This is a genomic window from Burkholderia sp. MS389 (assembly GCF_016899425.1).
GTDB classification, from domain to species: Bacteria; Pseudomonadota; Gammaproteobacteria; order Burkholderiales; family Burkholderiaceae; genus Burkholderia; species Burkholderia sola.
Map to the genome: position 1 here is coordinate 2749465 of NZ_CP045994.1, position 23413 is coordinate 2772877.

At 69.2% G+C, this 23413-nt stretch carries 18 protein-coding genes; 8 read left to right on the forward strand and 10 right to left on the reverse strand.

What is annotated here, in order from left to right; translation table 11 throughout:
• Positions 1 to 69 precede the first annotated feature (69 nt).
• The 3 genes from GJG85_RS12790 to hemC are packed head-to-tail and all read right to left on the reverse strand — an operon-like array spanning position 70 to position 4234.
• Positions 70 to 1257 (reverse strand): heme biosynthesis protein HemY, encoded by a 1188-nt coding sequence (locus GJG85_RS12790; RefSeq protein WP_089488729.1) that lies wholly within the window; start codon positions 1255 to 1257, stop codon positions 70 to 72.
• Between the two features lie 2 nt (positions 1258 to 1259).
• Positions 1260 to 3230: a fused uroporphyrinogen-III synthase HemD/membrane protein HemX gene (hemDX, locus tag GJG85_RS12795; protein ID WP_050012032.1), complete on the reverse strand. Its 1971-nt coding sequence runs from the start codon at positions 3228 to 3230 to the stop codon at positions 1260 to 1262.
• Entirely contained in the window at positions 3230 to 4234 is a 1005-nt protein-coding gene (hemC, locus tag GJG85_RS12800) for a hydroxymethylbilane synthase (protein WP_050012033.1), read from the reverse strand. The genes hemDX and hemC overlap by 1 nt, the downstream gene beginning before the upstream one ends.
• Before the next feature lie 208 nt (positions 4235 to 4442).
• On the opposite strand from hemC, the gene ppc reads away from it, so the two are divergent.
• Positions 4443 to 7472, forward strand: a complete 3030-nt coding sequence (gene ppc / locus GJG85_RS12805) for a phosphoenolpyruvate carboxylase (RefSeq protein WP_050012034.1) — start codon at positions 4443 to 4445, stop codon at positions 7470 to 7472.
• A gap of 133 nt (positions 7473 to 7605) precedes the next feature.
• Here the strand turns inward: ppc and GJG85_RS12810 are convergent, their stop codons facing one another.
• Entirely contained in the window at positions 7606 to 8358 is a 753-nt protein-coding gene (locus GJG85_RS12810) for a class I SAM-dependent methyltransferase (RefSeq protein WP_050012035.1), read from the reverse strand.
• A gap of 265 nt (positions 8359 to 8623) precedes the next feature.
• Here GJG85_RS12810 and GJG85_RS12815 point away from each other — a divergent pair, with 265 nt between their 5' ends.
• Positions 8624 to 9433, forward strand: coding sequence for a helix-turn-helix transcriptional regulator (locus tag GJG85_RS12815; protein ID WP_124554781.1), 810 nt, complete (start codon positions 8624 to 8626; stop codon positions 9431 to 9433).
• 7 nt (positions 9434 to 9440) lie between these two features.
• On the opposite strand, the gene GJG85_RS12820 is transcribed toward GJG85_RS12815, so the two are convergent.
• Positions 9441 to 10436: a spore coat protein U domain-containing protein gene (locus GJG85_RS12820; RefSeq protein WP_050012037.1), complete on the reverse strand. Its 996-nt coding sequence runs from the start codon at positions 10434 to 10436 to the stop codon at positions 9441 to 9443.
• Positions 10437 to 10733: 297 nt separating this feature from the next.
• On the opposite strand from GJG85_RS12820, the gene GJG85_RS12825 reads away from it, so the two are divergent.
• The 5 genes from GJG85_RS12825 to GJG85_RS12845 all read left to right on the forward strand — a co-directional run bounded on the left by GJG85_RS12825 (position 10734) and on the right by GJG85_RS12845 (position 16686).
• The gene (locus GJG85_RS12825; RefSeq protein WP_050012039.1) at positions 10734 to 11270 is read left to right on the forward strand and encodes a spore coat U domain-containing protein; all 537 of its coding nucleotides are present in this window, start codon (positions 10734 to 10736) and stop codon (positions 11268 to 11270) included.
• Between the two features lie 6 nt (positions 11271 to 11276).
• On the forward strand, positions 11277 to 11987 hold the full coding sequence (locus tag GJG85_RS12830) for a molecular chaperone (RefSeq protein ID WP_050012040.1): 711 nt from the start codon (positions 11277 to 11279) through the stop codon (positions 11985 to 11987).
• Positions 11988 to 12012: 25 nt separating this feature from the next.
• Positions 12013 to 14400, forward strand: coding sequence for a fimbria/pilus outer membrane usher protein (locus GJG85_RS12835; protein ID WP_050012041.1), 2388 nt, complete (start codon positions 12013 to 12015; stop codon positions 14398 to 14400).
• 89 nt (positions 14401 to 14489) lie between these two features.
• Complete coding sequence (argH, locus tag GJG85_RS12840; RefSeq protein ID WP_050012042.1) at positions 14490 to 15899, forward strand: argininosuccinate lyase; 1410 nt, start codon at positions 14490 to 14492, stop codon at positions 15897 to 15899.
• A 103-nt stretch (positions 15900 to 16002) separates the two neighbouring features.
• Complete coding sequence (locus GJG85_RS12845; RefSeq protein WP_204383353.1) at positions 16003 to 16686, forward strand: HAD family phosphatase; 684 nt, start codon at positions 16003 to 16005, stop codon at positions 16684 to 16686.
• 80 nt (positions 16687 to 16766) lie between these two features.
• On the opposite strand, the gene GJG85_RS12850 is transcribed toward GJG85_RS12845, so the two are convergent.
• From GJG85_RS12850 to apbC, 5 genes are all read right to left on the reverse strand, one after another.
• Positions 16767 to 17585 carry a lysozyme inhibitor LprI family protein gene (locus GJG85_RS12850; protein ID WP_050012044.1) on the reverse strand — a complete coding sequence of 273 codons (819 nt, stop codon included), beginning with the start codon at positions 17583 to 17585 and terminating at the stop codon, positions 16767 to 16769.
• Entirely contained in the window at positions 17585 to 19864 is a 2280-nt protein-coding gene (locus tag GJG85_RS12855) for an arginine/lysine/ornithine decarboxylase (protein ID WP_050012045.1), read from the reverse strand. The genes GJG85_RS12850 and GJG85_RS12855 overlap by 1 nt, the downstream gene beginning before the upstream one ends.
• Before the next feature lie 81 nt (positions 19865 to 19945).
• Complete coding sequence (gene dcd, locus GJG85_RS12860; RefSeq protein WP_006398615.1) at positions 19946 to 20515, reverse strand: dCTP deaminase; 570 nt, start codon at positions 20513 to 20515, stop codon at positions 19946 to 19948.
• A gap of 112 nt (positions 20516 to 20627) precedes the next feature.
• The gene (sodC, locus tag GJG85_RS12865; RefSeq protein ID WP_050012046.1) at positions 20628 to 21164 is read right to left on the reverse strand and encodes a superoxide dismutase [Cu-Zn]; all 537 of its coding nucleotides are present in this window, start codon (positions 21162 to 21164) and stop codon (positions 20628 to 20630) included.
• A 133-nt stretch (positions 21165 to 21297) separates the two neighbouring features.
• Entirely contained in the window at positions 21298 to 22389 is a 1092-nt protein-coding gene (gene apbC / locus GJG85_RS12870; RefSeq protein WP_050012047.1) for an iron-sulfur cluster carrier protein ApbC, read from the reverse strand.
• A gap of 353 nt (positions 22390 to 22742) precedes the next feature.
• Between apbC and GJG85_RS12875 the strand changes: the two genes are divergently transcribed.
• A complete protein-coding gene (locus GJG85_RS12875; protein ID WP_050012048.1) occupies positions 22743 to 23390 on the forward strand; it encodes an OmpA family protein in 648 nt (215 codons plus the stop codon).
• Positions 23391 to 23413: the final 23 nt, after the last annotated feature.

A 23413-nucleotide genomic window follows, 5' to 3' on the forward strand; every position in this document is an offset into this window, starting at 1 on the left:
CAGGCGAAAAAAAGCCCCGAAGGCCGATCGGCGTTCGGGGCTTTTTACGCGGCGCAGCGCAGCGCCGCGTCACACGACGGTGATCGCGAGCGCGCTTTCGCGGTAGTGCTTCGCGGCCTTGTCGGTTTCGCCGAGCTGCTCGAACAGGCGGGCGAGCGCGCGATGCGCGCGCACCTTCAGCGCCTCGTTGTCGGCCAGCTTCAGCGCCGATTCGAGGAACGACTGCGCCTTGCCCCACAGCTGCTGCTGCTGGCAGAGGCGGCCGAGTGCGAACAGCAGGTCGGCATCTTCCGGATGATCCTTCTTCCAGCCTTCGGCCTTCTGGATCAACGGCAGCGCATCGGCGCCGGCCGTATCCGGGTAACGGCGCAGCAGGCGCGCATCCCAGTTGTGCGCGAGCGCGTCCTCGACGATACGGCGCGCTTCGTTGCGGCGCTCGAGCGGCACGAGCAGCTCGGCCGCGAGATCGGCCAGGCGCGGCGACTGGCGCTCGACCGGCGACAGCGACTGCCACACTTCGAGCAGCGCTTCGGGGTCGTGCCGGCGTTCGCGCAGCAGGTTTTCCGCCGCCTGCTGGCGCAGCCGCACGGCCGCGGCCGGATGCAGCGCCTCGCGCTTTTCGAGCGCCTTCGCGAGCTTCAGCACCTCGGCCCAGTTCTTCAGTTGCTGCTGCGCACGCAGCGCGACCTGCTGCGCATGGATGCGCTTGCCGCCGGCCTGCATGTCGGCCAGCGCGGCAAGCGCGCCGTCCGCGTCGCGGGCGTCCGCGCGCATGTCGGCCGCGGCGAGCAGCCGTGCATCCTGCCATTCGGGCGCGTCGACCTTCGACAGCCAGTCGTCGCGGCGCGTGTACTCGTGCATCCGGTGCGCGGCCGTGGCGCCGACGAGACTCGCGGCGCCCAGGTTCGCATCGACCGACAACGCTTCACGCGCGGCCTTCTCCGCACGCGAGAAGCGGCCCGCGTACAGGTTCGCGATCGCATCGCGCAGCGACGCCTGCGCCTTCTCGTTGCGCGAACGCGCGCGATACGCGGCGACCCGCTGCGGCATGCGCCAGATGTTGCGCACGATGCGCAGCAGCGCGTACACGACGATGAACAGCACGACGATGGCGATCACGAACAGGTTCAGCGACACGTCGATCCGGTACGGCGGATAGACGAGCAGCACCTGCCCCGCGTCGAAACGGCCGACGGTGGCGAGCGCCGCGGCGATCGCGAACAGGACCGCGAGCCAGACGATTCCTCGAAGCGTCATCGTTACCCCCGGCTCTTGAACTGCTGAACGGCGTTCAGGCTCGTGTTCAGGTTCGGCACCGCGACCGTCAGCGATGCGCCGTCAACCTGCCTGAGCAGATCCTCGACGGTCTGCGTGTCCTTCGACGCCTGATCGAAATACTTGCCGAGCGACGCCTGCGCGGCGTGCAGATCGGCCTTCATCGCGCTGTCGTTGCGCGCCAGCAGCGACAGCCGTGCGGTGAGCAGGCGCAGCTTCACGTTCTCGCGCACGAAGTAGCCCTGGTCGGGCGACGCGAGCATCGCGTCCGCGTTGTCGATCCGGCGCACCTGCACGAGACCCTTCAATTGCTGGCCGAGGCCGGCCGAGAACGCGTGCCACCACACCTTCCAGCGCGGCTCGCCGGCGGCGACCGACGACGCGGCGTCGGCCGGCGCGGCCTTCGGCGCCGCGTGCGGCACGATCGCCTCGCCGGACAGCGGCAGCGCGTCGATCTTGGCGATCGCGTCGTCGAGCTTGATCGCGAGGCCGGTGAGATCGGCTGCCGGCGCGGCCTTCAGCTTCTCGATGTCCTGCGCGAGCGCCTTGCGCACCGTGACGGCCTGTGCGCTCTGCGACGTCGCGAGACGCGCGTCGGCGTTCTGCAGCGCGATCAGCGCGAGCTGCGTGTTGCCGGTCAGTTGAAGCTGCTGGCTCGCGCTGGACAGCATCTGGTCGACTTCCTCGAGCATCCACGCATCGCGGTTGCGCGACAGGTCCTGGTATTGCTGCTGCAGCGCCTGCTGCGCGCTCTGCGCATCGGCGAGCTTGCCGTCGAGCTGCGCGAGCTGCGTGTCGACCTGGTGCGTGCCGGCGAGCGCCTGCTCGGTCTTCGTCCGCGTTTCGGCCGCTTGCGCGTCGAGCGCCTTCTGGCGCGCGACGAACGTGCCGTCGAGCCGGTCGATCTTGCGGTTCAGCGCGTAGCCGCCGACACCCGCCGCGCAGCCGAGCACGACGACGACGAACCACAGCACCGCGCTGCCGCCGCGGCGCGCACGCGGTTCGGGCGCGCGATAAGGAGGGCTGGACGGCGGCGCGGAGGCAGCGGCCGGCTGGGAAGCGACGCTTTTGGAATCGTTGGTATCTGTCATGCGTTTAGTCACCGGTGCGGCTGTCGCCGGTTGGACGGCCTCGTCGGCCATCGTTCGAAACGCGCGGACGATGCGCTCATCGCCCGCGCCAGTCAGCGTAATCCTATCAAAACCCAATGCGCGCGCGGTCTGCTCGATCCGCGGGTGCGGCGTGACGAGCGGCGCATGCTTCAGCGCGTCGATCTCGGCATCGTTCAGGTGGGCCCGCGCGAGCGCGTGCAGGTTGCGCACGCCTTCCGAGCTCGTGACGAGCCACGCGTGCGGCTGGCCGTCGAGCAGCGCGTGCACGCGCTCCCACGCGCCGACGCGCGGCTCGGGCACGACGCGCCGGTACGCGGCGACGAGCGTGACGTCCGCACCGGCCTCGCGCAGGCGCTCGGCGAGCCATTCGCGCCCGCCGTCGCCGCGCACGATCAGCACGCGCTCGCCCGCCAGCGCCTGCGCGCCGCCGAACGCGGCGTCGATGCTCGCGAACAGGCTTTCCGAATCGTAATGGGGCACGCCGCCGTCGGCCGGCGCCTGCGGCGCGATCACGCGATGCGCGGGCGCCGCGATGCCGTGGCGCTCGAGCGCCGCGACGCTGCCGGGCCCGACCACGCCGACCGGCAGCGCGTTCGGCCAGATCGCGCCGTAGCGCGCGAGCGCGCGGTCGATCGCGTTCGGCGACACGAAGATCACCAGCGCGTAGTCGGCCAGCGCCGCGAACGCGGCGTCGAGCGGCGCCGGATCGTCGACCGGCGCGATATCGATCAGCGGGAATTCGAGCACGTCGCAGCCGGCGTCGGCCAGTTGCGACGCAAGCGCGTCGGACTGGCCGTCCGGACGCGTCAGGACAGCGGTGAACGCGCGCGCGCCGCCCGCCATCAGGCGTCGCCCTTGCCCGCGGCCTGCGAGCTCGCGAGCAGCGCCTGGACGATGTCGAGCGCGCCTTGCGCCTCGAGTTCGTCGGACACCGCGCGGCCGAGTGCGAGCGCATCGGCGACGGTCACGACCGCGCCGCACGCGTCGGCCGTCAGCACGCGCTTGCCGTCGGTGGTCGACACGCGGCCCGTCAGGTACAGCTCGCCCGCGCGCCACACCGCGTGCGCGGCGAGCGGCACCTCGCAGCTGCCGCCGAGCGCGCGCGACACCATCCGCTCGGCCTCGACCGCGAGCGCGGTCCGCGGGTCGTGCAGCGGCGCGAGCCACGCGGCGACGTCGTCGCGGTGCGCGGCGATCTCGATGCCGAGCGCGCCCTGGCCGGCCGCAGGCGGGCTGGCCTCGACATCGAGCAGCGCGCGGATCCGCGTTTCGAGGCCGAGGCGCTTCAGGCCGGCGGCCGCGAGGATGATCGCCGCGTAGTCTCCGCGGTCGAGCTTCGCGAGGCGCGTGTCGAGGTTGCCGCGCAGCGGCAGGACCTCGAGATGCGGATAGCGCGAACGCAGCATCGCCTCGCGGCGCAGGCTCGACGTGCCGACGACCGCGCCGGCCGGCAGCGCGTCGAGCGACGCGTAGTCGTTCGACACGAACGCATCGCGCGGGTCTTCGCGTTCCATGATCGCGGCGAGCGAGAAGCCGTCGGGCAGCGCCATCGGCACGTCCTTCAGCGAATGCACGGCGAGATCGGCGCGGCCGTCGGCCAGCGCGGCCTCCAGTTCCTTCACGAACAGGCCCTTGCCGCCGACCTTCGACAGCGTGCGATCGAGAATCTGATCGCCGCGCGTCGTCATCCCGAGGATTTTCACGTCACAAGCTGGATATAATTTGCGCAGCGCATCACGCACATGTTCGGCTTGCCACATCGCCAGGCGGCTCTCGCGCGAAGCAATCGTCAACGTCGCGGGCGGCTGTGCCTGCTGCGGCCCGGCCGCGGGGGTCTCGGAATTCATTGCTGGAACATCGAAGGACGGGATTGAAGATCGAACAATGGTAGCACGCACGCCCCGGCCCGCCCGGGCCCGAAGCCTGCGCCCGGCCTGCTTCCGCGCGGGTCGCGGCGCCGTTGTGCGGATGTGTCGCACGTAGCTGGTTGCTTGACCGCAGTTCCCGCAGTTTCCGCAGTTCCTTTTGACTCGAGCTTTCCCAAGGAAACCCATCGTGAAGTCTTCCGGATCGGCGCGTACGGCGCGCCGCAATGCTGCCTTGCCCTCCCCCGACGCCCCGACGGCCACGCTCGCGACCGCCGCGAACGGCCGTGCGAAAACGGCAACGAAACCCACGGCAACGAAACCGAAAGACCCGATACGTCAGACAAAACGCGCGACGAAAGCCTCCAGCCCCGCCGCCCGCCAGGCGGTCGCGCCGAAGGCCGGCACCCGCACGCGCGACGACAAGGACCGCCCGCTGTTCGAGGACATCCGCTTCCTCGGCCGCCTGCTCGGCGACGTCGTGCGCGAACAGGAAGGCGATACGGTGTTCGACGTCGTCGAGACGATCCGCCAGACCGCGGTCAAGTTCCGCCGCGAGGACGACAGCGAAGCCGCGCAGACCCTCGAGAAGAAGCTGCGCAAGCTGACGCCCGAGCAGACGGTGAGCGTCGTGCGCGCGTTCAGCTATTTCTCGCACCTCGCGAACATCGCGGAAGACCGTCACCACAACCGCCGCCGCCGCATCCACGCGCTGGCCGGCTCCGCGCCGCAGCCCGGCACGGTCGCGTATGCGCTCGACCAGCTGAAAACCACCGGCAACGCGTCGAAGCGCCTGCTGCAGCGCTTCTTCGACGATGCGCTGATCGTGCCGGTGCTGACCGCGCACCCGACCGAAGTGCAGCGCAAGAGCATCCTCGATGCGCAGCACGACATCGCGCGCCTGCTCGCCGAGCGCGACCAGGAGCTGACCGCTCGCGAGCGCCAGTACAACGAAGCGATGCTGCGCGCACGCGTGACCGCGCTGTGGCAGACGCGCATGCTGCGCGACTCGCGCCTGACGGTTGGCGACGAGATCGAGAACGCGCTGTCGTACTACCGCGCGACGTTCCTCGACGAACTGCCCGCGCTGTACGGCGACATCGAGGCCGCGCTCGCGGAGCACGGCCTGTCGGCCCGCGTGCCCGCGTTCTTCCAGATGGGCAGCTGGATCGGCGGCGATCGCGACGGCAACCCGAACGTGACGGCCGCGACGCTCGACGAGGCGATCAACCGCCAGGCCGCGGTGATCCTCGAGCACTATCTGGAACAGGTGCACAAGCTCGGCGCCGAGCTATCGGTGTCGAACCTGCTGGTCGGCGCGAACGACGCAGTGAAGGCCCTCGCGGCAGCATCGCCCGACCAGTCGCCGCATCGCGTCGACGAACCGTATCGCCGCGCGCTGATCGGGATCTACACGCGGCTCGCCGCGAGCGCGCGCGTGCGTGTCGGCGAAGGCACGGTGCCCGTGCGCAGCGCGGGCCGCGGCGCGCCGCCGGTGCGCGCGATTCCGTACGAGGATTCCGAAGCATTCGTCGCCGATCTGAAGGTGCTGACCGCGTCGCTCGACGAGCACCACGGCGCGTCGCTCGCCGCGCCGCGCCTCGCGCCGCTCGTGCGCGCGGCCGAAGTGTTCGGCTTCCATCTGGCGAGCATCGACCTGCGCCAGAGTTCCGACATCCACGAGGCGGTGGTCGCCGAGCTGTTCGCGCGCGCGGGCGTCGAGGCCGACTATGCGGCGCTCGCCGAGGAAGACAAGCTGCGCGTGCTGCTCGCCGCGCTCGCCGATCCGCGCCCGCTGCGCTCGCCGTACCTCGACTACTCGGCGCTCGCGCAGAGCGAGCTCGGCGTGTTCGAGAAGGCGCGCGAGGTCCGCGCGCAATTCGGTGCGCGTGCGGTGCGCAACTACATCATTTCGCATACGGAAACCGTCAGCGACCTCGTCGAGGTACTGCTGCTGCAGAAGGAGACGGGCCTGCTCGAAGGCACGCTCGGCGTGCCGGGCAGCGACGCGCGCAACAGCCTGATGGTGATTCCGCTGTTCGAGACGATTCCCGACTTGCGCGACGCGTCGCGCATCATGCGCGAATACTTCGCGCTGCCGGGCATCGACGCGCTGATCGCGCACCAGGGCGCCGAGCAGGAAGTGATGCTCGGCTATTCGGACAGCAACAAGGACGGCGGCTTCCTCACGTCGAACTGGGAGCTGTATCGTGCGGAACTCGCGCTCGTCGACCTGTTCCGCGAACGCAAGATCACGCTGCGGCTGTTCCATGGCCGAGGCGGCACGGTCGGCCGCGGAGGCGGCCCGACCTACCAGGCGATCCTGTCGCAGCCGCCGGGCACGGTGAACGGCCAGATCCGCCTGACCGAACAGGGCGAGGTGATCGCGAGCAAGTTCGCGAACCCGTCGATCGGCCGGCGCAACCTCGAGACGGTCGTCGCCGCGACGCTCGAGGCGTCGCTGCTGCCGCAGTCGAACGCGCCGGCACAGTTGCCCGCGTTCGAGGCCGCGATGCAGACGCTGTCCGATTCGGCGATGGCCGCGTACCGCGCGCTCGTCTACGAAACCCCGGGCTTCACCGACTACTTCTTCTCGTCGACGCCGATCACCGAGATCGCCGAGCTGAACATCGGCAGCCGCCCGGCGTCGCGCAAGCTGCAGGATCCGAAGCAGCGCAAGATCGAGGATCTGCGCGCGATTCCGTGGGGCTTCTCGTGGGGCCAGTGCCGGCTGCTGCTGACCGGCTGGTACGGCTTCGGCAGCGCGGTGAGCGCGTATCTCGACGGCGCGCAGGACGACGCCGAACGTGCGAAACGCGTGACGCTGCTGAAGAAGATGAACAAGACCTGGCCGTTCTTCGCGAACCTGCTGTCGAACATGGACATGGTGCTCGCGAAGACCGATCTCGCGGTCGCGTCGCGCTATGCGCAGCTCGTGTCCGACCGCAAGCTGCGCAAGCACGTGTTCGGGCGGATCGTCGCGGAATGGGAGCGCACGTCGCAGGCGCTCGCGGAAATCACCGGGCAGGAAGGCCGCCTCGCGACCAACCCGCTGCTCGCGCGCTCGATCAAGAACCGCTTCCCGTATCTCGATCCGCTGAACCACCTGCAGGTCGAACTGATCAAGCGTCACCGCGCGGGCGACACGAACGCGCGGCTGCGCCGCGGGATTCACCTGACGATCAATGGGATCGCGGCCGGCCTGCGCAACACCGGCTGATCCGCGGGCCGCGCGGCGCCGGACGTGTTCGGCGCCGGCCGGGATAACGAAAGCCGCGATACGCGTCGATGCGTATCGCGGCTTTTTTCATGCGGCGACGAAATGGCGCAACGGCGCAGCGCGCGCCGCACGCTCAGTGCGCGTCGATCAGCAACGCATCGTGCTCGAACGAACCGTCGGGCCGCACCGCGTAATAGCCGCGCACCTCGTCCGGCGCATGCGCCCACAGCGCGCGAATGCCTGCGACGCTGTCGGCCGGCGTGCGGATGCGCGCGACCCACGTGTCGAAATCGATCGGCAGCCGCCAGCGGCTGTGCACCTGCGCGTCGAAACCGGCGGTGCGGAACATCGCGAGCCATTCGTCCGCACGGTAGTCGCGCACGTGCGACGCGTCACGCAGCACTTCCGCGGCCTGCAGGTACGTATCGAGCAACGGATGGTCGTTGCCCGCGATGTCGATCATCAGCACGCGGCCGCCCGGCTTCAGCACGCGGCGCACCTCGGCGAGCGCCGCGCGAACGTCGTGCCAGTGATGCGCGCTCATCCGGCTCACGACCCAGTCGAACGTCGCGGTGTCGAACGGCAGCCGCTCGGCCGGACCCTGCTGCGTGCGGATGTTCGCGAGCCCGCGCTCGCGCGCGGCCGCGTCGACGGTCGCGAGCATCGGCGCGGCGAGGTCGTACGCGACCACGTCGCGCACGTGCGGCGCGACCGCGAAGCTCGCGTGGCCGGCGCCGCAACCGAGGTCGAGCACCGCCGCATCGGGCGTCGCACGCACCGCGTCGGCGAGCGTCTGCAGGTCGGCGCCCGTCGCATGAACCGTGCTGGTCAGATAGGCGGCGGCCGTCGTGCCGAATGCGTCGGCGACCTGGTCGTGGTGTTTCATCGTTCGCTCCTGTCCTGGATGCAGTCGGCCGACCGACGCTTCGGCGCGCGATCCGGCCCCGTGCAACGTATTGTGGGGGACGCCCGCTGCCCTGCCAGCGCGTGCAACGTATTGTGGGGGACGCCCGCTGCCCTGCCAGCGCGCGAGCCGCTACAATAGGCCGGCGTGTGTACCAGTACAAGTTAAGCAGTTATTCTGGTATTCGATCCACCTGTCTGATCGTTCGATCGTTGCCGCGTTTTCGCTTCCACTTTGCCGTTTCCGCATGAGCCAACTCTCCTCCGCCCCCGTCCCGCCGCTCGACGCCACGCCTGCCCGCGCGCTCGGCGAATTCATCCGCGCCCACCGCGAGCGGCTGTCGCCGCAGGCCGTCGGCCTGCCGCCCGGCCCGCGCCGACGCACGCCGGGGCTGCGGCGCGAGGAAGTCGCGCAACTGTGCGGCGTCAGCCCGACCTGGTACACGTGGATCGAACAGGGTCGGCCCGTGTCGGCCTCGGCCGACGCGCTGGCCCGGATCGCGGTCGCGTTGCAGCTGTCGAAGGCCGAGCGCGCGTATCTGTTCGAGCTCGCCGCGCAGCGCGACCCGGCCGAGCCCGACGTCGCGGGCGGCGACCTGCCGCCGACGCTCGCCGCGACCGTCGCGGCGATCGCGACGCCCGCCTACGTGCTCGACCGACAATGGAACGCGCTCGCGTGGAATGCGCCGGCTGCCGCGCTCTTTTCCGGCTGGCTCGACGGCGAACACGACCGCAACCTGCTGCGTTTCACGTTCATGTCGCCGGCCGCCCGCACGCTGATCGTCGACTGGGAAACCCGCGCCCGGCGGCTCGCCGCCGAATTCCGCGCCGATGCGATCCGCCACCTGACCGATGCGCCGACGCGCGCGCTGATCGACGCGCTGACGGCCGGCAGCGACGCGTTCGCGCAGTACTGGGCGTCGCAGGACGTGTTCGAGCGCGAAGGCGGGCTGCGCGAATTCGACCATTCGGCCGACGGCCGCGTCGTGTATCAGCAGATCACGCTGAAGCCCGCGCACCGCGAGGACCTGAAGCTCGTCGTGCTGGTGCGCGACTGAGCGCGGCTCAGAAGCTGATCGTCGCGGTAATCGTGTCGCTGTAGTTGCCGGGCGCCGGCGTCGCTTGCGCGGGCACGCGGCCGTACACGGTGATCGCCTGCGCGAACCCGCTGCCGGTGCCGGTCGCCATCGACGTGCCGGCGGTGCCGTCGCCCCATGGCTGCGTGAAGCCGCTGTCCTGATAGAGCTGGTAGCTGACCGACCCGCCGCCCGCGCGCTGCATCGTGCGTGCGGCGACGTTGCCGCTGCCGCCGCCGTTCAACGCGATCCGGAATGCGTCGCCGTTCGTGCAGCGCGCGCTGATCGAGCCGCTCGCGGTCAGCGCCGACGCCAGCACGCCTGCCGGCGGAAACGCGACGCCGGTCGCGCTGATGATGCAGTTGTTGACGACGGTGGCGGTCGTCGTAACCGTCATCGTGCCGGCCGTCGACTGCGACACGCACGGTGTCGGCAGCACGCCGAGCAACGAAAAACTGTAGCTGTATGCGGCCTGGTTGCCGCTGAAACTCTGCGTATAGACGGTGCTGTCGTTGTTCACGGTCGGCACGGTCGGCTGGTTCGGCGCGATGCGGCCGTAGATGGTCACGTTCGCACTCGCGGACGTGCCGAGCGCCGGTTTCGTCAACGTCAGCGAGATCGGCGTCGTGCCGCTGCTCACGGCGCCCCAGGGCTGCGAATAGCCCGCATCCTGATACAGGTCGTACTGCATCTGGTTCGTCCCGTTGCTCAGGTAGCGCGGACTCGTGCCGCCGAGGTTCACGCACACCAGCACGCCGGTGTTCAGGCTCAGCACGTCCCACGTGCAGTTCACGGTCATCGTGGCCGTCGTCGTGTACGCCTGTTGCGTGATCGGGCTGACCGAGCCGAAGCTCGGCGCCGGCGGCGTCACCGTGCACGTATCCGCACGCGCGGGCATCCACGGCATGCCGAGCAGCGCGGCCAGCAGCAGGTACGCGAGCGCGCGCATCCAGCGGCGCGCCACGTCGAAGCCGTCATCCGCCATGCATCTCCCCGAAAAAAACCGTCCGCCCGATCGGGTTCGCGGACCGGGTCGCGCCGTCATCGTATCGGTCCGCGCATCGATCGTTCGCACTGTTACTTGATCCATATCAATAGGCCGATGGAATCCGTCCGCCCCCCCCGGACAATGCCCGCCAGGTCGGCGTTTTCTCCATTGCGCGCGACCGAAGCGGTGGAGTAGTCTTCCTCCAACGACAGAGCGGTAACGGCGACCGGCAACAGACCACGCGGCAGGCACTCCGCGGCCGGGCGACCCCTTGAACGGCAGGAGACAATCATAATGATAGATTCCCGACGTCGTGTTTTTTCAGTCATGCTCGCAGCCACGTTCGCGTTCGCGCCGGTGCTGCAGCCCGTCACCGTTGCCGCAGTCTATTCGAACGGCACGGCCACCGCACAATTCAACGTCACGCTCACGATTCAGGCGAACTGCACGATCGCCGCGAACCCGCTTGCATTCGGCACGACCGGCGTGCTCGCGTCGACGCTCAACCAGCAGACGACGGTCTCCGTCACCTGCACGAACTCGACGCCCTACAACGTCGGGCTCGACGCCGGCACGGTGAGCGGCTCGACCGTCGCCAGCCGGCTGATGGGCGGCACCACGACCGGCAATACCGGCACGACGGTCGGCTACCAGCTCTATCAGGACTCGGGCCACTCGACGATCTGGGGCAATACGCAAGGCACCGACACGGTGGGCGGCACCGGCACCGGTTCCGCGCAGGTGCTGAACGTGTACGGCCAGGTGCCCGCGCAGGCGACGCCGAAGCCCGACACCTACCAGGCCTCGGTCACCGCCACCGTCTATTTCTAACGGGCCGTGCGATTGTTCCCGCGCGCGTTGGCCGCGCTGTACGTCGGATGGGCGGCGGCGGTCTCGCATGCCGCCACGCTGCAGATCACGCCCGTGACGATCGAGCTGCCGCCATCGGCGGCCGCCGCGAGCATGACGCTCAGCAACCCGGGCGGACGGCCGATCTACGGCCAGGTCCGCACCTATCGCTGGACGCAGGAAAACGGCACCGACGTGATGACGCCGACCGACGCGCTCGCCGCGTCGCCGCCGCTGCTGCAGATCGACGCGAACGCCGAGCAGTTGATCCGGCTCGTACGCACGAGCCGCGGCACGCCGGCCGCCGAGGAGAGCTATCGCGTGCTGATCGACGAACTGCCCGCACCGGGCACGCCGGTCGACAACGGCGTGACGATCCGGCTGCGCTATTCCGTGCCCGTATTCGTCGAGCCCGATGCCGCGCCAGCGTCCCCGCGCCTCGACTGGCGCGTCGAACCCGACGGGACCGGCATGCGGCTCACGGTCGACAATCGCGGCGGACGGCGGGCGCAGATTTCCGCGGTCCGGCTGGTCGATGCGCGAGGCGGTGTCCACGAGGTCACGCGCGGGCTGCTCGGTTATGCGCTCGCGGGCAGTACGCGACGCTGGCCGCTCAAGCTCGACGCCGGCACGCCGTTCGTCAAGATCCAGGCGACCGTCAACGCGCAGCCGGTCGAAGCCCGGCTGACGGCGCCCTGAGCCACCCGAGCAGGATCGCACGACGGTGCCCGTGCCGACGCCGAGCAAGACCCTCCGGCCCGACTGCCCCGTACGACACGCCGGGCCCGGCCGGCCCACCGCCGCGCCGCTCGCGCTGGCGCTGATACTGGCGCTGCGCGCGCTCGCCGTATGCGCGCAGCCGGCGCCGGTGCCGCCCGCCGCCGCGTCCGAAGCCGCGGCGCAAGCCGACGGGCTGTATCTCGACGTGTCGCTCAATGGCGAACCGACGCACCGGATTGCCCGGTTCCGGCAGATCGACGGGCGGCTGTATGCGGCGTCCACCGACCTGAACGACCTGGGCATCGCGACCGGCGGCCCCGCGAACGCGCCGTCGAACACGCTCGTCGCGCTCGATACGCTCGCGGGGCTGCACTACGACTACGACGCCGGCCGGCAGACGCTCGACCTGCGCGTGCCCGATGCACTGCGGATTCCGCACACGTTCGATACGCGCGCGCTCGCCGCCGCGCCGCCGGCCACGTCCGGCCGCGGCTTCGTGCTGAACTACGATGCGTACGCGCAAACCGTCGCGCGCGCACCGCTCGCGGTCTGGAGCGAGGCGCGCTATTTCGATCCGGCCGGCGTACTCAGCAGCACCGGCATCGCGTACCTGTACGACGATCGCCGGCGCTACGTACGCTACGACACGTCCTGGACCCGCTCGAATCCCGGCACGCTCACGACGACCCAGGTCGGCGACACGATTTCGTCGTCGCTGTCCTGGACGCGCTCGCTGCGCCTGGGCGGCGTGCAGTGGCGCAGCAATTTCGGCCTGCGCCCCGACCTCGTCACGTTTCCGGTGCCTGCACTGTCCGGCAGCGCGGTCGTGCCGACGTCGGTCGACCTGTACGTGAACAACGTGCGCCAGTTCAGCGGCAACGTGCCGAGCGGGCCGTTCGTGATCAACAGCGTGCCGGGCATCACCGGCGCGGGCAACGCGACGGTCGTCACGCGCGACGCGCTCGGCCGCGCGATCGCGACGTCGATTCCGCTGTACGTCGATACGCGCCTGCTCGCGCCCGGCCTCGCCAGCTATTCGGTCGAAGCCGGTTTCCTGCGCCGCGCGTACGGCACCGATTCGTTCGACTACGCGCGCACGCCGGCGGCGAGCGCCTCGCTGCGCTACGGGATCAGCGAGCGGCTGACCGTCGAAGCGCACGGGGAAGCGACGGCCGGCGTCTACAACGCCGGCGCCGGCGTGCTCGCGCGCCTCGGCGAGCGGGGCGTGGCGAACGCGTCCCTGGCGCTCAGCGCGCCGGGCAGGACCGGCGTGCAGGCCGGCATCGGCTACCAGTACGTGACGTCGCGCTTCTCGATCGACGCACAGACGCTGCGCGCATTCGGCGACTACGTCGACCTGGGCAGCCGCGAAGGCGTGCCGGTCTCGCGCGCCACCGATCGCGTGACGGTGTCGTTCCCGTTCCTGCGCGCGCAAACGCTGTCGTTCAGCTATCTGGCCCTCAAGTATCCGGGCGTCGCCGCGTCGCGGATCGGCTCGCTCGCTTACCTCGTCAACCTCGGCGGCCTGACCTCGATCACGTTCAGCGGCTTCCAGGACTTCCGGCAACGCGACGCGCGCGGCTTCTTCGTGAGCCTGAGCATCGGGCTCGGCGGCAACACGTCCGTCTCCGCGAACGCCGGGCGGCAGAACGGCGAATCGACCTACACGCTCAACGCATCGCGGCCGCCCGACTACGGCGGCGGCTTCGGCTGGAACGTGCAGGCCGGCGCCAACGCGGGCACGCGCTACGGGCAGGGCCAGCTGCAGTATCTCGGCCGCGCCGGCCAGCTCACGCTGCTCGCGCAATCGTTCGACGGGCGCGGCAACGCGGCGGCCGACATCACGGGCGCGTTCGTGCTGATGGACGGCCGGGTGATGACGGCGCGCCGCGTCGACGACGGCTTCGCGCTCGTCTCGACCGACACGGGGCGCGTGCCCGTGCTGCACCAGAACCGGCCGATCGGCGCGACGGACCGGGCCGGCTACCTGCTGGTGCCCGACCTGAATGCGTACCAGAACAATCGCGTCGCGATCGACGGCAGCGCGCTGCCGGCCGACGCGCGGATCGCCGACACGACGCTCGACGTCGTGCCGCAGGCCCGCTCCGGCGTGCTCGCGCACTTCGCCATCACGCGCTACAGCGCCGCGTCGATCGCGCTGCACGCGCCGGACGGCACGCCGCTTCCGCCGGGACTCGCGGTCCGCCACGTCGAAAGCGGCCAGCGCACGATCGTCGGCTACGACGGCCTGACCTTCGTCGACGGCCTCGTCGAGACCAACCACCTGGAGATCTCCGGCAGCGGCCGCGACTGCACCGTCGAATTCGCGTACCGGCGGCCGGACGACGGCACGCTGCCGCGCATCGGCCCGCTGACCTGCGGCCCGCGGTAGCGCGCGCCGGCCGCCCGCTTCGCGAATGTTAGAATCGCGGGATTCCCTCGGCGGCCCACGGCCGCCCAACTCCCCTTCGAAGAATCGCCATGACGTCCCAACTGCACAAAAAGGGCGAGGCCTGGTCGGCCCGCTTCTCGGAACCGATGTCGGAGCTGGTCAAGCGCTACACGTCGTCGGTGTTTTTCGACAAGCGCCTCGCGCTCGTCGACATCGCCGGCTCGCTCGCGCACGCGAACATGCTCGCCGCGCAGAAGATCATCAGCGCCGACGACCTGGCCGCGATCGAACGCGGGATGGCGCAGATCAAAGGCGAGATCGAGCGTGGCGAATTCGAATGGCAGCTCGACCTGGAAGACGTCCACCTGAACATCGAGGCGCGCCTGACCGCGCTGATCGGCGATGCCGGCAAGCGCCTGCACACGGGCCGCTCGCGCAACGACCAGGTCGCGACCGACATCCGCCTGTGGCTGCGCGGCGAGATCGACCGCATCGGCGGCCTGCTGAACGACCTGCGCGGCGCGCTGATCGACCTCGCGGAACAGAACGCCGACACGATCATGCCGGGCTTCACGCACCTGCAGGTCGCGCAGCCGGTCACGTTCGGCCACCACCTGCTCGCGTACGTCGAGATGTTCTCGCGCGACGCGGAACGCATGCGCGACTGCCGCACCCGCGTGAACCGCCTGCCGCTCGGCGCGGCCGCGCTCGCGGGCACCAGCTACCCGATCGACCGTCATGCAGTGGCCAAAACGCTCGGCTTCGACGGCATCTGCGCGAACTCGCTCGACGCGGTGTCCGATCGCGACTTCGCGATCGAATTCACCGCAGCGTCGGCGCTCGTGATGACGCACGTGTCGCGCTTCTCCGAAGAACTCGTGCTGTGGATGAGCCCGCGCGTCGGCTTCATCGACATCGCCGACCGCTTCTGCACCGGCAGCTCGATCATGCCGCAGAAGAAGAACCCGGACGTGCCCGAACTCGCGCGCGGCAAGACCGGCCGCGTGAACGGCCATCTGATGGCGCTGCTCACGCTGATGAAGGGCCAGCCGCTCGCGTACAACAAGGACAACCAGGAAGACAAGGAACCGCTGTTCGACACGGTCGACACCGTCGCCGACACGCTGCGGATCTTCGCGGAAATGGTCGCCGGCATCACCGTGAAGCCGGATGCGATGCGCGCGGCCGCGCTGCAGGGCTTCTCGACGGCCACCGACCTCGCCGACTACCTGGTCAAGCGCGGCCTGCCGTTCCGCGACGCGCACGAAGCCGTCGCGCACGCGGTGAAGATTTGCGACGACCGCGGGATCGACCTCGCCGACCTGACGCTCGACGAAATGAAGCAGGAGCTGCCGAACGTTGCGCACCTGATCGGCGACGACGTGTTCGGCTACCTGACGCTCGAAGGGTCGGTCGCGAGCCGCAACCATCCGGGCGGCACCGCGCCCGACCAGGTGCGCGCGGCCGTCAAGGCTGCCCGCGCCGCGATCGGCAAGTAACGACCCGCCGTCCCGGACGGACGCCTTCGGCGTCCGTTTTTCATTCGGGCGGCCGTTGCGCCGCCCGTCGCTTCCCCGCTTCACCGCTTCACGGACGCCCACGATGACCTTCTCCGCCGCGCTCTTCGACATGGACGGCCTGCTCGTCGATTCCGAGCGGACCATCATGAACACGTGGATCGACGTGTCGAACGCGCACGGCGTCGTGCTGACCGAGATCGATTACCTGCAGATCGTCGGCCGCTCGTTCGCCGAAGGCCAGGTGATCCTCGCGCGGCTGATCGGCGACGCCGACACGTTCGACGCGGTGCGCATCCGCGTGCGCGAGCAACTCGCCGCACCCGAACCCCATCCGAAGTTTCCGCTGAAGTCGGGCGCGCTCGCGCTGCTCGAAACGCTCGCGCAGGCCGGCATTCCGTGCGCGGTCGCGTCGTCGTCCGCGCACGACGTGATCCGTGCGCGGCTCGACGCGGTCGGCGTGCTGCCGTTCTTCCGCGCGATCGCGGGCGGCGACGAAGTCGCGCGCGGCAAGCCCGACCCGGCCGTCTACCGGCTCGCGGCCGAGCGTCTCGGCGTGCCGGCGCACGCGTGCGTCGCGTTCGAGGACAGCGACTTCGGCGCGCAGTCGGCCGCCGGCGCCGGCGCCGCGGTCGTCACCGTGCCCGACCTGAAAGCGCCGACGCCCGACATCGTCGCGCTGAGCCTGCACGTGCTCGCGTCGCTCGACGACGCGGTCGCGCTCGTGCCGTCGTGGTTCGGGCTGCAGGGCATGTCGCAGCCCGCGTAGGCGATACACCGCTCCAACGCAAAACGGGCACCCGAGGGTGCCCGTTTCATCATGTCGCCGCAGTCAAAAGCGGCGCGCCTTTACCGATTGCCGGCCGTCTCCGACAGCCGCTTCATCGTCGCGATGCGCGCGCCGATCAGGTCGACGCGTCCGTCCTCGCCGACGAGCGGCGCCGTCGCATCGCGGAACGCCACCCACGCGCGCTGCGCGCGCACGAGCGTCGCGGCCGAATGCGCGGGCATCTTGCGGTGCAGCTTCTGGTAATAGCGGTTCAAGTCGAATAACGCGTGTTCGCATGCGGCGTCCTGCGCGCACGGCCGCACGCGGCGGATCGCCGGATCGCGCGGCGCATTCGCCGGCTTGGCGCCGGCCGGCGCGACCCCACCGGCACCGCCCTGCGCACCGCTCGTCGCCGCGACCGGCACGGCGGCGGGCGGCGGCGCATAGCGATCGGCCGCGCCGCGCAGCGCCAGCGCGCGATCGCGCACCGGCTGCAACTGCAGGTCGGCGCTCGACATCGCATACGCGGTGCCGCGCGTCGTGTCGTACACGGCCTTCAGCAGCAGCACTTCGTCCTTGCGCCACGTGAGCCAGCGGCGCTGGCTGTCCTGCCAGCCGCGCTTCGCGTCGGCCGGCGCATCCTTCAACAGGCGCTGGTACGCGCCGTCCATCACGGCCTGCCACTGCTGCTGCGCTTCGCCCATGCACTGGATCTGCCCGGCCGGCGACGACCGATCGCGCCGCGCGAGGCATTGCCGCATCGCGACGTCGATCGGGTCGGCCGCCGCGACTTCCGCATGGGCGACACTCGCGCCCGCGAGCGCCGCCAATCCTGCCGCCCAGACGACGAGCGCGGCCAGCGCCGCGCGCATCGTCCGGATTCGTCCGTGCGCCGCCATCAGTCGCGCACGCAGTCGACGAAGTACTCGACGCGGCCGTTCACCTCTTCCGCGACGAGGCCGTGGATGTCGGTGTGGAAGCCCGGGAAGCGTTCGTTGAAGTCGCGCGCGAACCGCAGGTAGTTCACGATCGTCTTGTTGAAGCGCTCGCCCGGGATCAGCAGCGGAATGCCCGGCGGGTACGGCGTGAGCAGGATGCTCGTCACGCGGCCTTCGAGCTCGTCGAGCGGCACGCGGTCGATCTTGCGGTGCGCGAGCTTCGCGAACGCGTCCGACGGCTTCATCGCCGGTTCCATGTCCGACAGGTACATCTCCGTCGTCAGGCGGGCGATGTCGTTCGCGCGGTACACGTCGTGGATTTGCGTGCACAGGTCGCGCAGGCCGACGCGCTCGTAGCGCGGATGCTGCGCGACGAATTCCGGCAGCACGCGCCACAGCGGCTGGTTGTTGTCGTAGTCGTCCTTGAACTGCTGCAGCTCGGTCACCATCGAGTTCCAGCGACCCTTCGTGATGCCGATCGTGAACATGATGAAGAACGAGTACAGGCCGGTCTTCTCGACGATGATCCCGTGCTCGGCCAGGTACTTCGTGACGATCGCGGCCGGAATGCCGGTCTCGCCGAACTCGCCGTCGACGTCGAGCCCCGGCGTGATGATCGTCGCCTTGATCGGGTCGAGCATGTTGAAGCCTTCCGCGAGCGGGCCGAAGCCGTGCCAGTGGTCGTTCGGCTTCAGCATCCAGTCTTCGCGCGACCCGATACCTTCCTCGGACAGGTTGTCCGGCCCCCACACGCTGAAGAACCAGTCGTCGCCGTATTCGGCGTCGACCTTGCGCATCGCGCGGCGGAAGTCGATCGCCTCGGCGATCGATTCCTCGACGAGCGCGGTGCCGCCCGGCGGCTCCATCATCGCGGCCGCGACGTCGCACGACGCGATGATCGCGTACTGCGGGCTCGTCGACGTGTGCATCAGGTACGCCTCGTTGAAGCGGTGCTTGTCGAAGGTGCGGTTCTCCGAATCCTGCACGACGATCTGCGACGCCTGCGAAATGCCCGCGAGCAGCTTGTGCGTCGAGTGCGTCGCGAACACGAGCGCGCCGGTGCGCGGACGGCCGTCGCCGATCGCGTGCATGTCGCGGTAGAAATCGTGGAACGTCGCGTGCGGCAGCCACGCTTCGTCGAAGTGCAGCGTGTCGAGCAGGTCGCCGAGCAGGTCCTTGATCATCTCGACGTTGTAGACGACGCCGTCGTACGTGCTCTGCGTGATCGTCAGGATCCGCGGCTTCATGTCCGGGTTCTGGCGCAGCGCCTCGCGCGCGAACGGGTTCGCCTCGATCTTCCGGCGGATGTTCTCCGGCTTGAATTCGTCGCGCGAGATCGGCCCGATGATGCCGAAATGGTTGCGCGTCGGCGTGAGGAACACGGGGATCGCGCCCGTCATCGTGATCGCGTGCAGGATCGACTTGTGGCAGTTGCGGTCGACCAGCACGATGTCGCCCGGTGCGACCGTCGCGTGCCAGACGATCTTGTTCGACGTCGACGTGCCGTTGGTCACGAAGAACAGGTGATCGGCGCTGAAGATGCGCGCCGCGTTGCGCTCGGACGCCGCGACCGGGCCGGTGTGGTCGAGCAGCTGACCGAGTTCGTCCACCGCGTTGCAGACGTCCGCGCGCAGCATGTTCTCGCCGAAGAACTGGTGGAACATCTGGCCGAGCGGGTTCTTCAGGAACGCGACGCCGCCCGAGTGCCCGGGGCAGTGCCACGAGTACGAGCCTTCGTCCGCGTACTTCACCAGTTCCTTGAAGAACGGCGGCGCGAGCGAATCGAGATAGACCTTCGCCTCGCGGATGATGTGGCGCGCGACGAACTCCGGCGTGTCCTCGAACATGTGGATGAAGCCGTGCAGTTCGCGCAGGATGTCGTTCGGCAGATGGCGCGACGTGCGCGTCTCGCCGTACAGGAAGATCGGGATGTCCGCGTTGCGGCGGCGCACTTCGGTGACGAACGCGCGCAGCTCGATGATCGCGGTCGCGAGCTCCGGCAGCTCGCCGTCCGGGCCGGTTTCGCCGAGCATGAGTTCGTCGTCGTCGATCGACAGGATGAAGCACGACGCGCGGCTCGATTGCTGCGCGAACGACGTCAGATCGCCGTAGCTCGTGAGGCCGAGGACTTCGACGCCCTCCTTCTCGATCGCTTCGGCCAACGCCCGGATGCCGGAGCCCGAGATGTTCTCGGAGCGGAAATCTTCGTCGATGATGACGACGGGGAAACGAAACTTCATGGGCGATTCTCCAAAAAGAACGACCGCGGCGCGTCACGCGCAGCGGTCACCCGGAAACTGGTGAGACGTTATGCAACCAGATCAGGTTTTCGGCAGCGTGACACCGCGCTGCCCCTGATACTTGCCGCCGCGATCGGCGTACGACACGTCGCACACCTCGTCGCTTTCGAAGAAGAGCACCTGCGCGACGCCTTCGTTCGCGTAGATCTTCGCGGGCAACGGCGTGGTATTCGAGAATTCCAGCGTGACGTAGCCTTCCCATTCGGGTTCGAACGGCGTCACGTTGACGATGATCCCGCAGCGCGCATAGGTCGACTTGCCGAGGCAGACGGTCAGCACGGTGCGCGGGATGCGGAAATATTCGACGGTGCGGGCCAGCGCGAACGAATTCGGCGGGATGATGCACACATCGCCCTTGAAATCGACAAACGAACCCTCGTCGAAGTTCTTCGGATCGACGATCGTCGAGTTGATGTTCGTGAAGATCTTGAATTCGTCCGCGCAGCGGATGTCGTAGCCGTAGCTCGACGTGCCGTAGCTGACGATCCGGCGGCCGTCCTCGGACGCGCGGACCTGATCGGGCACGAACGGCTCGATCATCTTGTGCTCTTCGGCCATGCGCCGAATCCATTTGTCGGACTTGATGCTCATATCTGGGCGCCTGGAAACGCTGCGTGACAATCAGGGAGGGCCGCTCGCGCGAGGCGGCGGCCGGGAAAGGCGGACATTTTACGCGATCATCGGCCCACGCACGCGGCGGCCGTCAACGGATCACGCCGCAAGCCAGCGCAGGCCCCGCGCCATGCTGCGAAAACGCGGGGTCGCTCGCGTCGCGGTGCACCAGCGCCGCGCGGTTCATCGCCGAGCGCACGCCATCGAGGGCCAGATCGGGCGCGACGATGAAGCCGGCCGCGACGCCGTTCGCATCCGCGTGGATGTTGCCGAGATCGCCGGCGACGCGCGCGCCCGCGCGCAACCGGTCGGCGGCCGGCGCGAACACCTGGCCGGCGCTCGAGCCGTCGCCCGCGTTGCAATCGCCGCGTTCGTGCACCTGCAGCGCGTGATCGCTGTTCGGCGGCAGGCCGACCAGGTTGTAGGTGACCTGCACGCCGTCCGGGCGCTCGACGAACGTCACCGCGCCACGCGCCTGCGAGCCGACCGTCGGCTGCAGTTGCGCGTCGGCCCGTTTTTCGTGCGACGAGGAAAAGGAGGTACAGCCGGCCAGCAGGCCCAGCGCGGCGGCGGCCAGCAGCGCGCGCCGCGCGCGGCCGGCGCGCACGCCGTGATGTCGTTGTTTCATTCGATCCTCATGCCGGCTGGCGACCGTTCGAGACGACGGCCGCGCCGGGCGGGTAAAGGGACCCGGGAAAAGTCGCCATGATACCGCGCCTCGCGGCGCAGCAAACAGCGTGAGGCCCCGCCCCGCAAGGGTTTTACGTATTTTGAACAACGATCGACGGGAACTTCGACGTCATGTCGCGCGATCGCTCGGCAATCGCCAGCGCGACCCCACGCGCGATGTCGCGGTAACGACGCGCGAGCGCGCCTTCGGGATCGGCCGCGACCGTCGGCGTGCCGCTGTCGGCGCGCTCGCGGATCGCGATGTCGAGCGGCAGGCTGCCGAGCACGGTCACGTCGTAATCCTTCGCCATCCGCTCCGCCCCGCCGGCGCCGAAGATGTGCTCCTCGTGGCCGCAGTTCGAGCAGACGTGGATGCTCATGTTCTCGACGATGCCGAGGATCGGGATCCCGACCTTCTCGAACATCTTCAGCCCCTTCTTCGCGTCCAGCAGCGCGATGTCCTGCGGCGTCGTGACGATCACCGCGCCGGTGACGGGCACGCGCTGCGCGAGCGTGAGCTGGATGTCGCCCGTGCCCGGCGGCATGTCGACGATCAGGTAGTCGAGCTCGCGCCAGTTGGTCTGGCGCAGCAGCTGCTCGAGCGCGGACGTGGCCATCGGGCCGCGCCACACCATCGGGTTGTCTTCCTCGATCAGGAAGCCGATCGAGTTCGCCTGCAGCCCGTGGCCGACCAGCGGGTTCATCGACTGGTTGTCCGGCGACTCGGGGCGCTGGCCGTGGATGCCGAGCATCGTCGGCAGCGACGGGCCGTAGATGTCGGCGTCGAGAATGCCGACCGACGCGCCTTCCGCGGCGAGCGCGAGCGCGAGATTGACGGCCGTCGTGCTCTTCCCGACCCCGCCCTTGCCCGACGCGACCGCGACGATGTTCTTCACATTCGGCAACAGCTTCACGCCGCGCTGTACCGTATGCGCGACGATCTCCTGCGACACGGCGACGCGCGCGTCGCGCACGCCCGGCACGGCCTGGAGCGCTGCGGCGACGCGCGCGCGCACGTCGTCGTGCTGGCTGCGCGCCGGATAACCGAGCACCACGTCGAGCGCCACGACATCGCCGTCGATCGCGACGTTGCGCACGCCCTTGTTCGCCGCGTACGGGCGGCCGGTATTGGGGTCGACGACTGCCGCCAGCGCGGCGTCGACTTGGGCCCGGTCAATGCTCATCGAAACTCCGTGAAAACGTTTTTCTCGCGCGCAAAACGTCAAAAAATATCAAATTCCGCGGCGAAATTCGGGAAAAGTGAAAGAATCTGTTGCACGCCATTGCGCGAACGCGCGACCCGGCGCACTCTTCGCGTGCGGCATGCTATAGGGCCAAATCGGCCACTCACCGCCTATATTGTAGAGGCTGACGCGTCGCACTGCCCGAACAGCCACGCTGACGGACAGGGCATGCGAGCGCCTCGGCGGCTGCCGCGAGCGCCGGCCGGCCTTCCTTTTTCGGACGGCCCGCGCAGGGAGCCATCACTGTTGTTTGTCGTCGTTGTCGACTCGTTCAACCAAGAGAGGAATCCAAGATGAACATGAAAATCGCGACTCGCCTGTCCGTCTTCGCACTCGCCGGCGCGCTGCTGGCAGGCTGCGCCACGCAGCAAGGTAACAACACGGCCGTCGGTACCGGCACGGGTGCGGCGCTGGGCGCGGGCATCGGTGCACTGGCCGGTGGCGGCAAGGGCGCGGCGATCGGCGCGGGCGTCGGCGCACTGGTCGGCGGCGTGACGGGTTACAACTGGCAAGCGATCAAGAACAAGCTCGCGCCTTCGGCAGCGCAGACGGGCACGCAGGTCACCGAGCAGCCGGACGGCTCGCTGAAGCTGAACGTGCCGAGCTCGGTCACGTTCGCGACGAACCAGTACGCGATCACGCCGGCGTTCACGCCGCTGCTGAACGACCTGGCGACCACGCTGAACCAGAACCCGCAAGTGACGGCGTCGATCGTCGGCTACACGGACAGCACGGGCTCGGCGCAGCTGAACCAGACGCTGTCGCAGAATCGCGCGCAAAGCGTCGTGAACGCGCTCGTGCAGCGCGGCGTGAACGGCGGCCGTCTGTCCGCGCAAGGCATGGGCCCGTCGAACCCGATCGCGGACAACGCGACCGAAGCCGGCCGCGCGCAGAACCGCCGCGTCGAGATCTACCTGCGCGCGCCGCAACAGCATCAATAAGCGCGACCACGAGAGGAAATGTG

What these genes read in the sequence shown, in the direction of transcription:
- GJG85_RS12790 (WP_089488729.1), bottom strand. Translation starts at nt 1,257, where the DNA reads ATGACGCTTCGAGGAATCGTCTGGCTCGCGGTCCTGTTCGCGATCGCC.
- hemDX (WP_050012032.1), bottom strand. Translation starts at nt 3,230, where the DNA reads ATGGCGGGCGGCGCGCGCGCGTTCACCGCTGTCCTGACGCGTCCGGAC.
- hemC (WP_050012033.1), bottom strand. Translation starts at nt 4,234, where the DNA reads ATGAATTCCGAGACCCCCGCGGCCGGGCCGCAGCAGGCACAGCCGCCC.
- GJG85_RS12810 (WP_050012035.1), bottom strand. Translation starts at nt 8,358, where the DNA reads ATGAAACACCACGACCAGGTCGCCGACGCATTCGGCACGACGGCCGCC.
- GJG85_RS12815 (WP_124554781.1), top strand. Translation starts at nt 8,624, where the DNA reads ATGAGCCAACTCTCCTCCGCCCCCGTCCCGCCGCTCGACGCCACGCCT.
- GJG85_RS12820 (WP_050012037.1), bottom strand. Translation starts at nt 10,436, where the DNA reads ATGGCGGATGACGGCTTCGACGTGGCGCGCCGCTGGATGCGCGCGCTC.
- GJG85_RS12825 (WP_050012039.1), top strand. Translation starts at nt 10,734, where the DNA reads ATGATAGATTCCCGACGTCGTGTTTTTTCAGTCATGCTCGCAGCCACG.
- argH (WP_050012042.1), top strand. Translation starts at nt 14,490, where the DNA reads ATGACGTCCCAACTGCACAAAAAGGGCGAGGCCTGGTCGGCCCGCTTC.
- GJG85_RS12845 (WP_204383353.1), top strand. Translation starts at nt 16,003, where the DNA reads ATGACCTTCTCCGCCGCGCTCTTCGACATGGACGGCCTGCTCGTCGAT.
- GJG85_RS12850 (WP_050012044.1), bottom strand. Translation starts at nt 17,585, where the DNA reads ATGGCGGCGCACGGACGAATCCGGACGATGCGCGCGGCGCTGGCCGCG.
- GJG85_RS12855 (WP_050012045.1), bottom strand. Translation starts at nt 19,864, where the DNA reads ATGAAGTTTCGTTTCCCCGTCGTCATCATCGACGAAGATTTCCGCTCC.
- dcd (WP_006398615.1), bottom strand. Translation starts at nt 20,515, where the DNA reads ATGAGCATCAAGTCCGACAAATGGATTCGGCGCATGGCCGAAGAGCAC.
- sodC (WP_050012046.1), bottom strand. Translation starts at nt 21,164, where the DNA reads ATGAAACAACGACATCACGGCGTGCGCGCCGGCCGCGCGCGGCGCGCG.
- apbC (WP_050012047.1), bottom strand. Translation starts at nt 22,389, where the DNA reads ATGAGCATTGACCGGGCCCAAGTCGACGCCGCGCTGGCGGCAGTCGTC.
- GJG85_RS12875 (WP_050012048.1), top strand. Translation starts at nt 22,743, where the DNA reads ATGAACATGAAAATCGCGACTCGCCTGTCCGTCTTCGCACTCGCCGGC.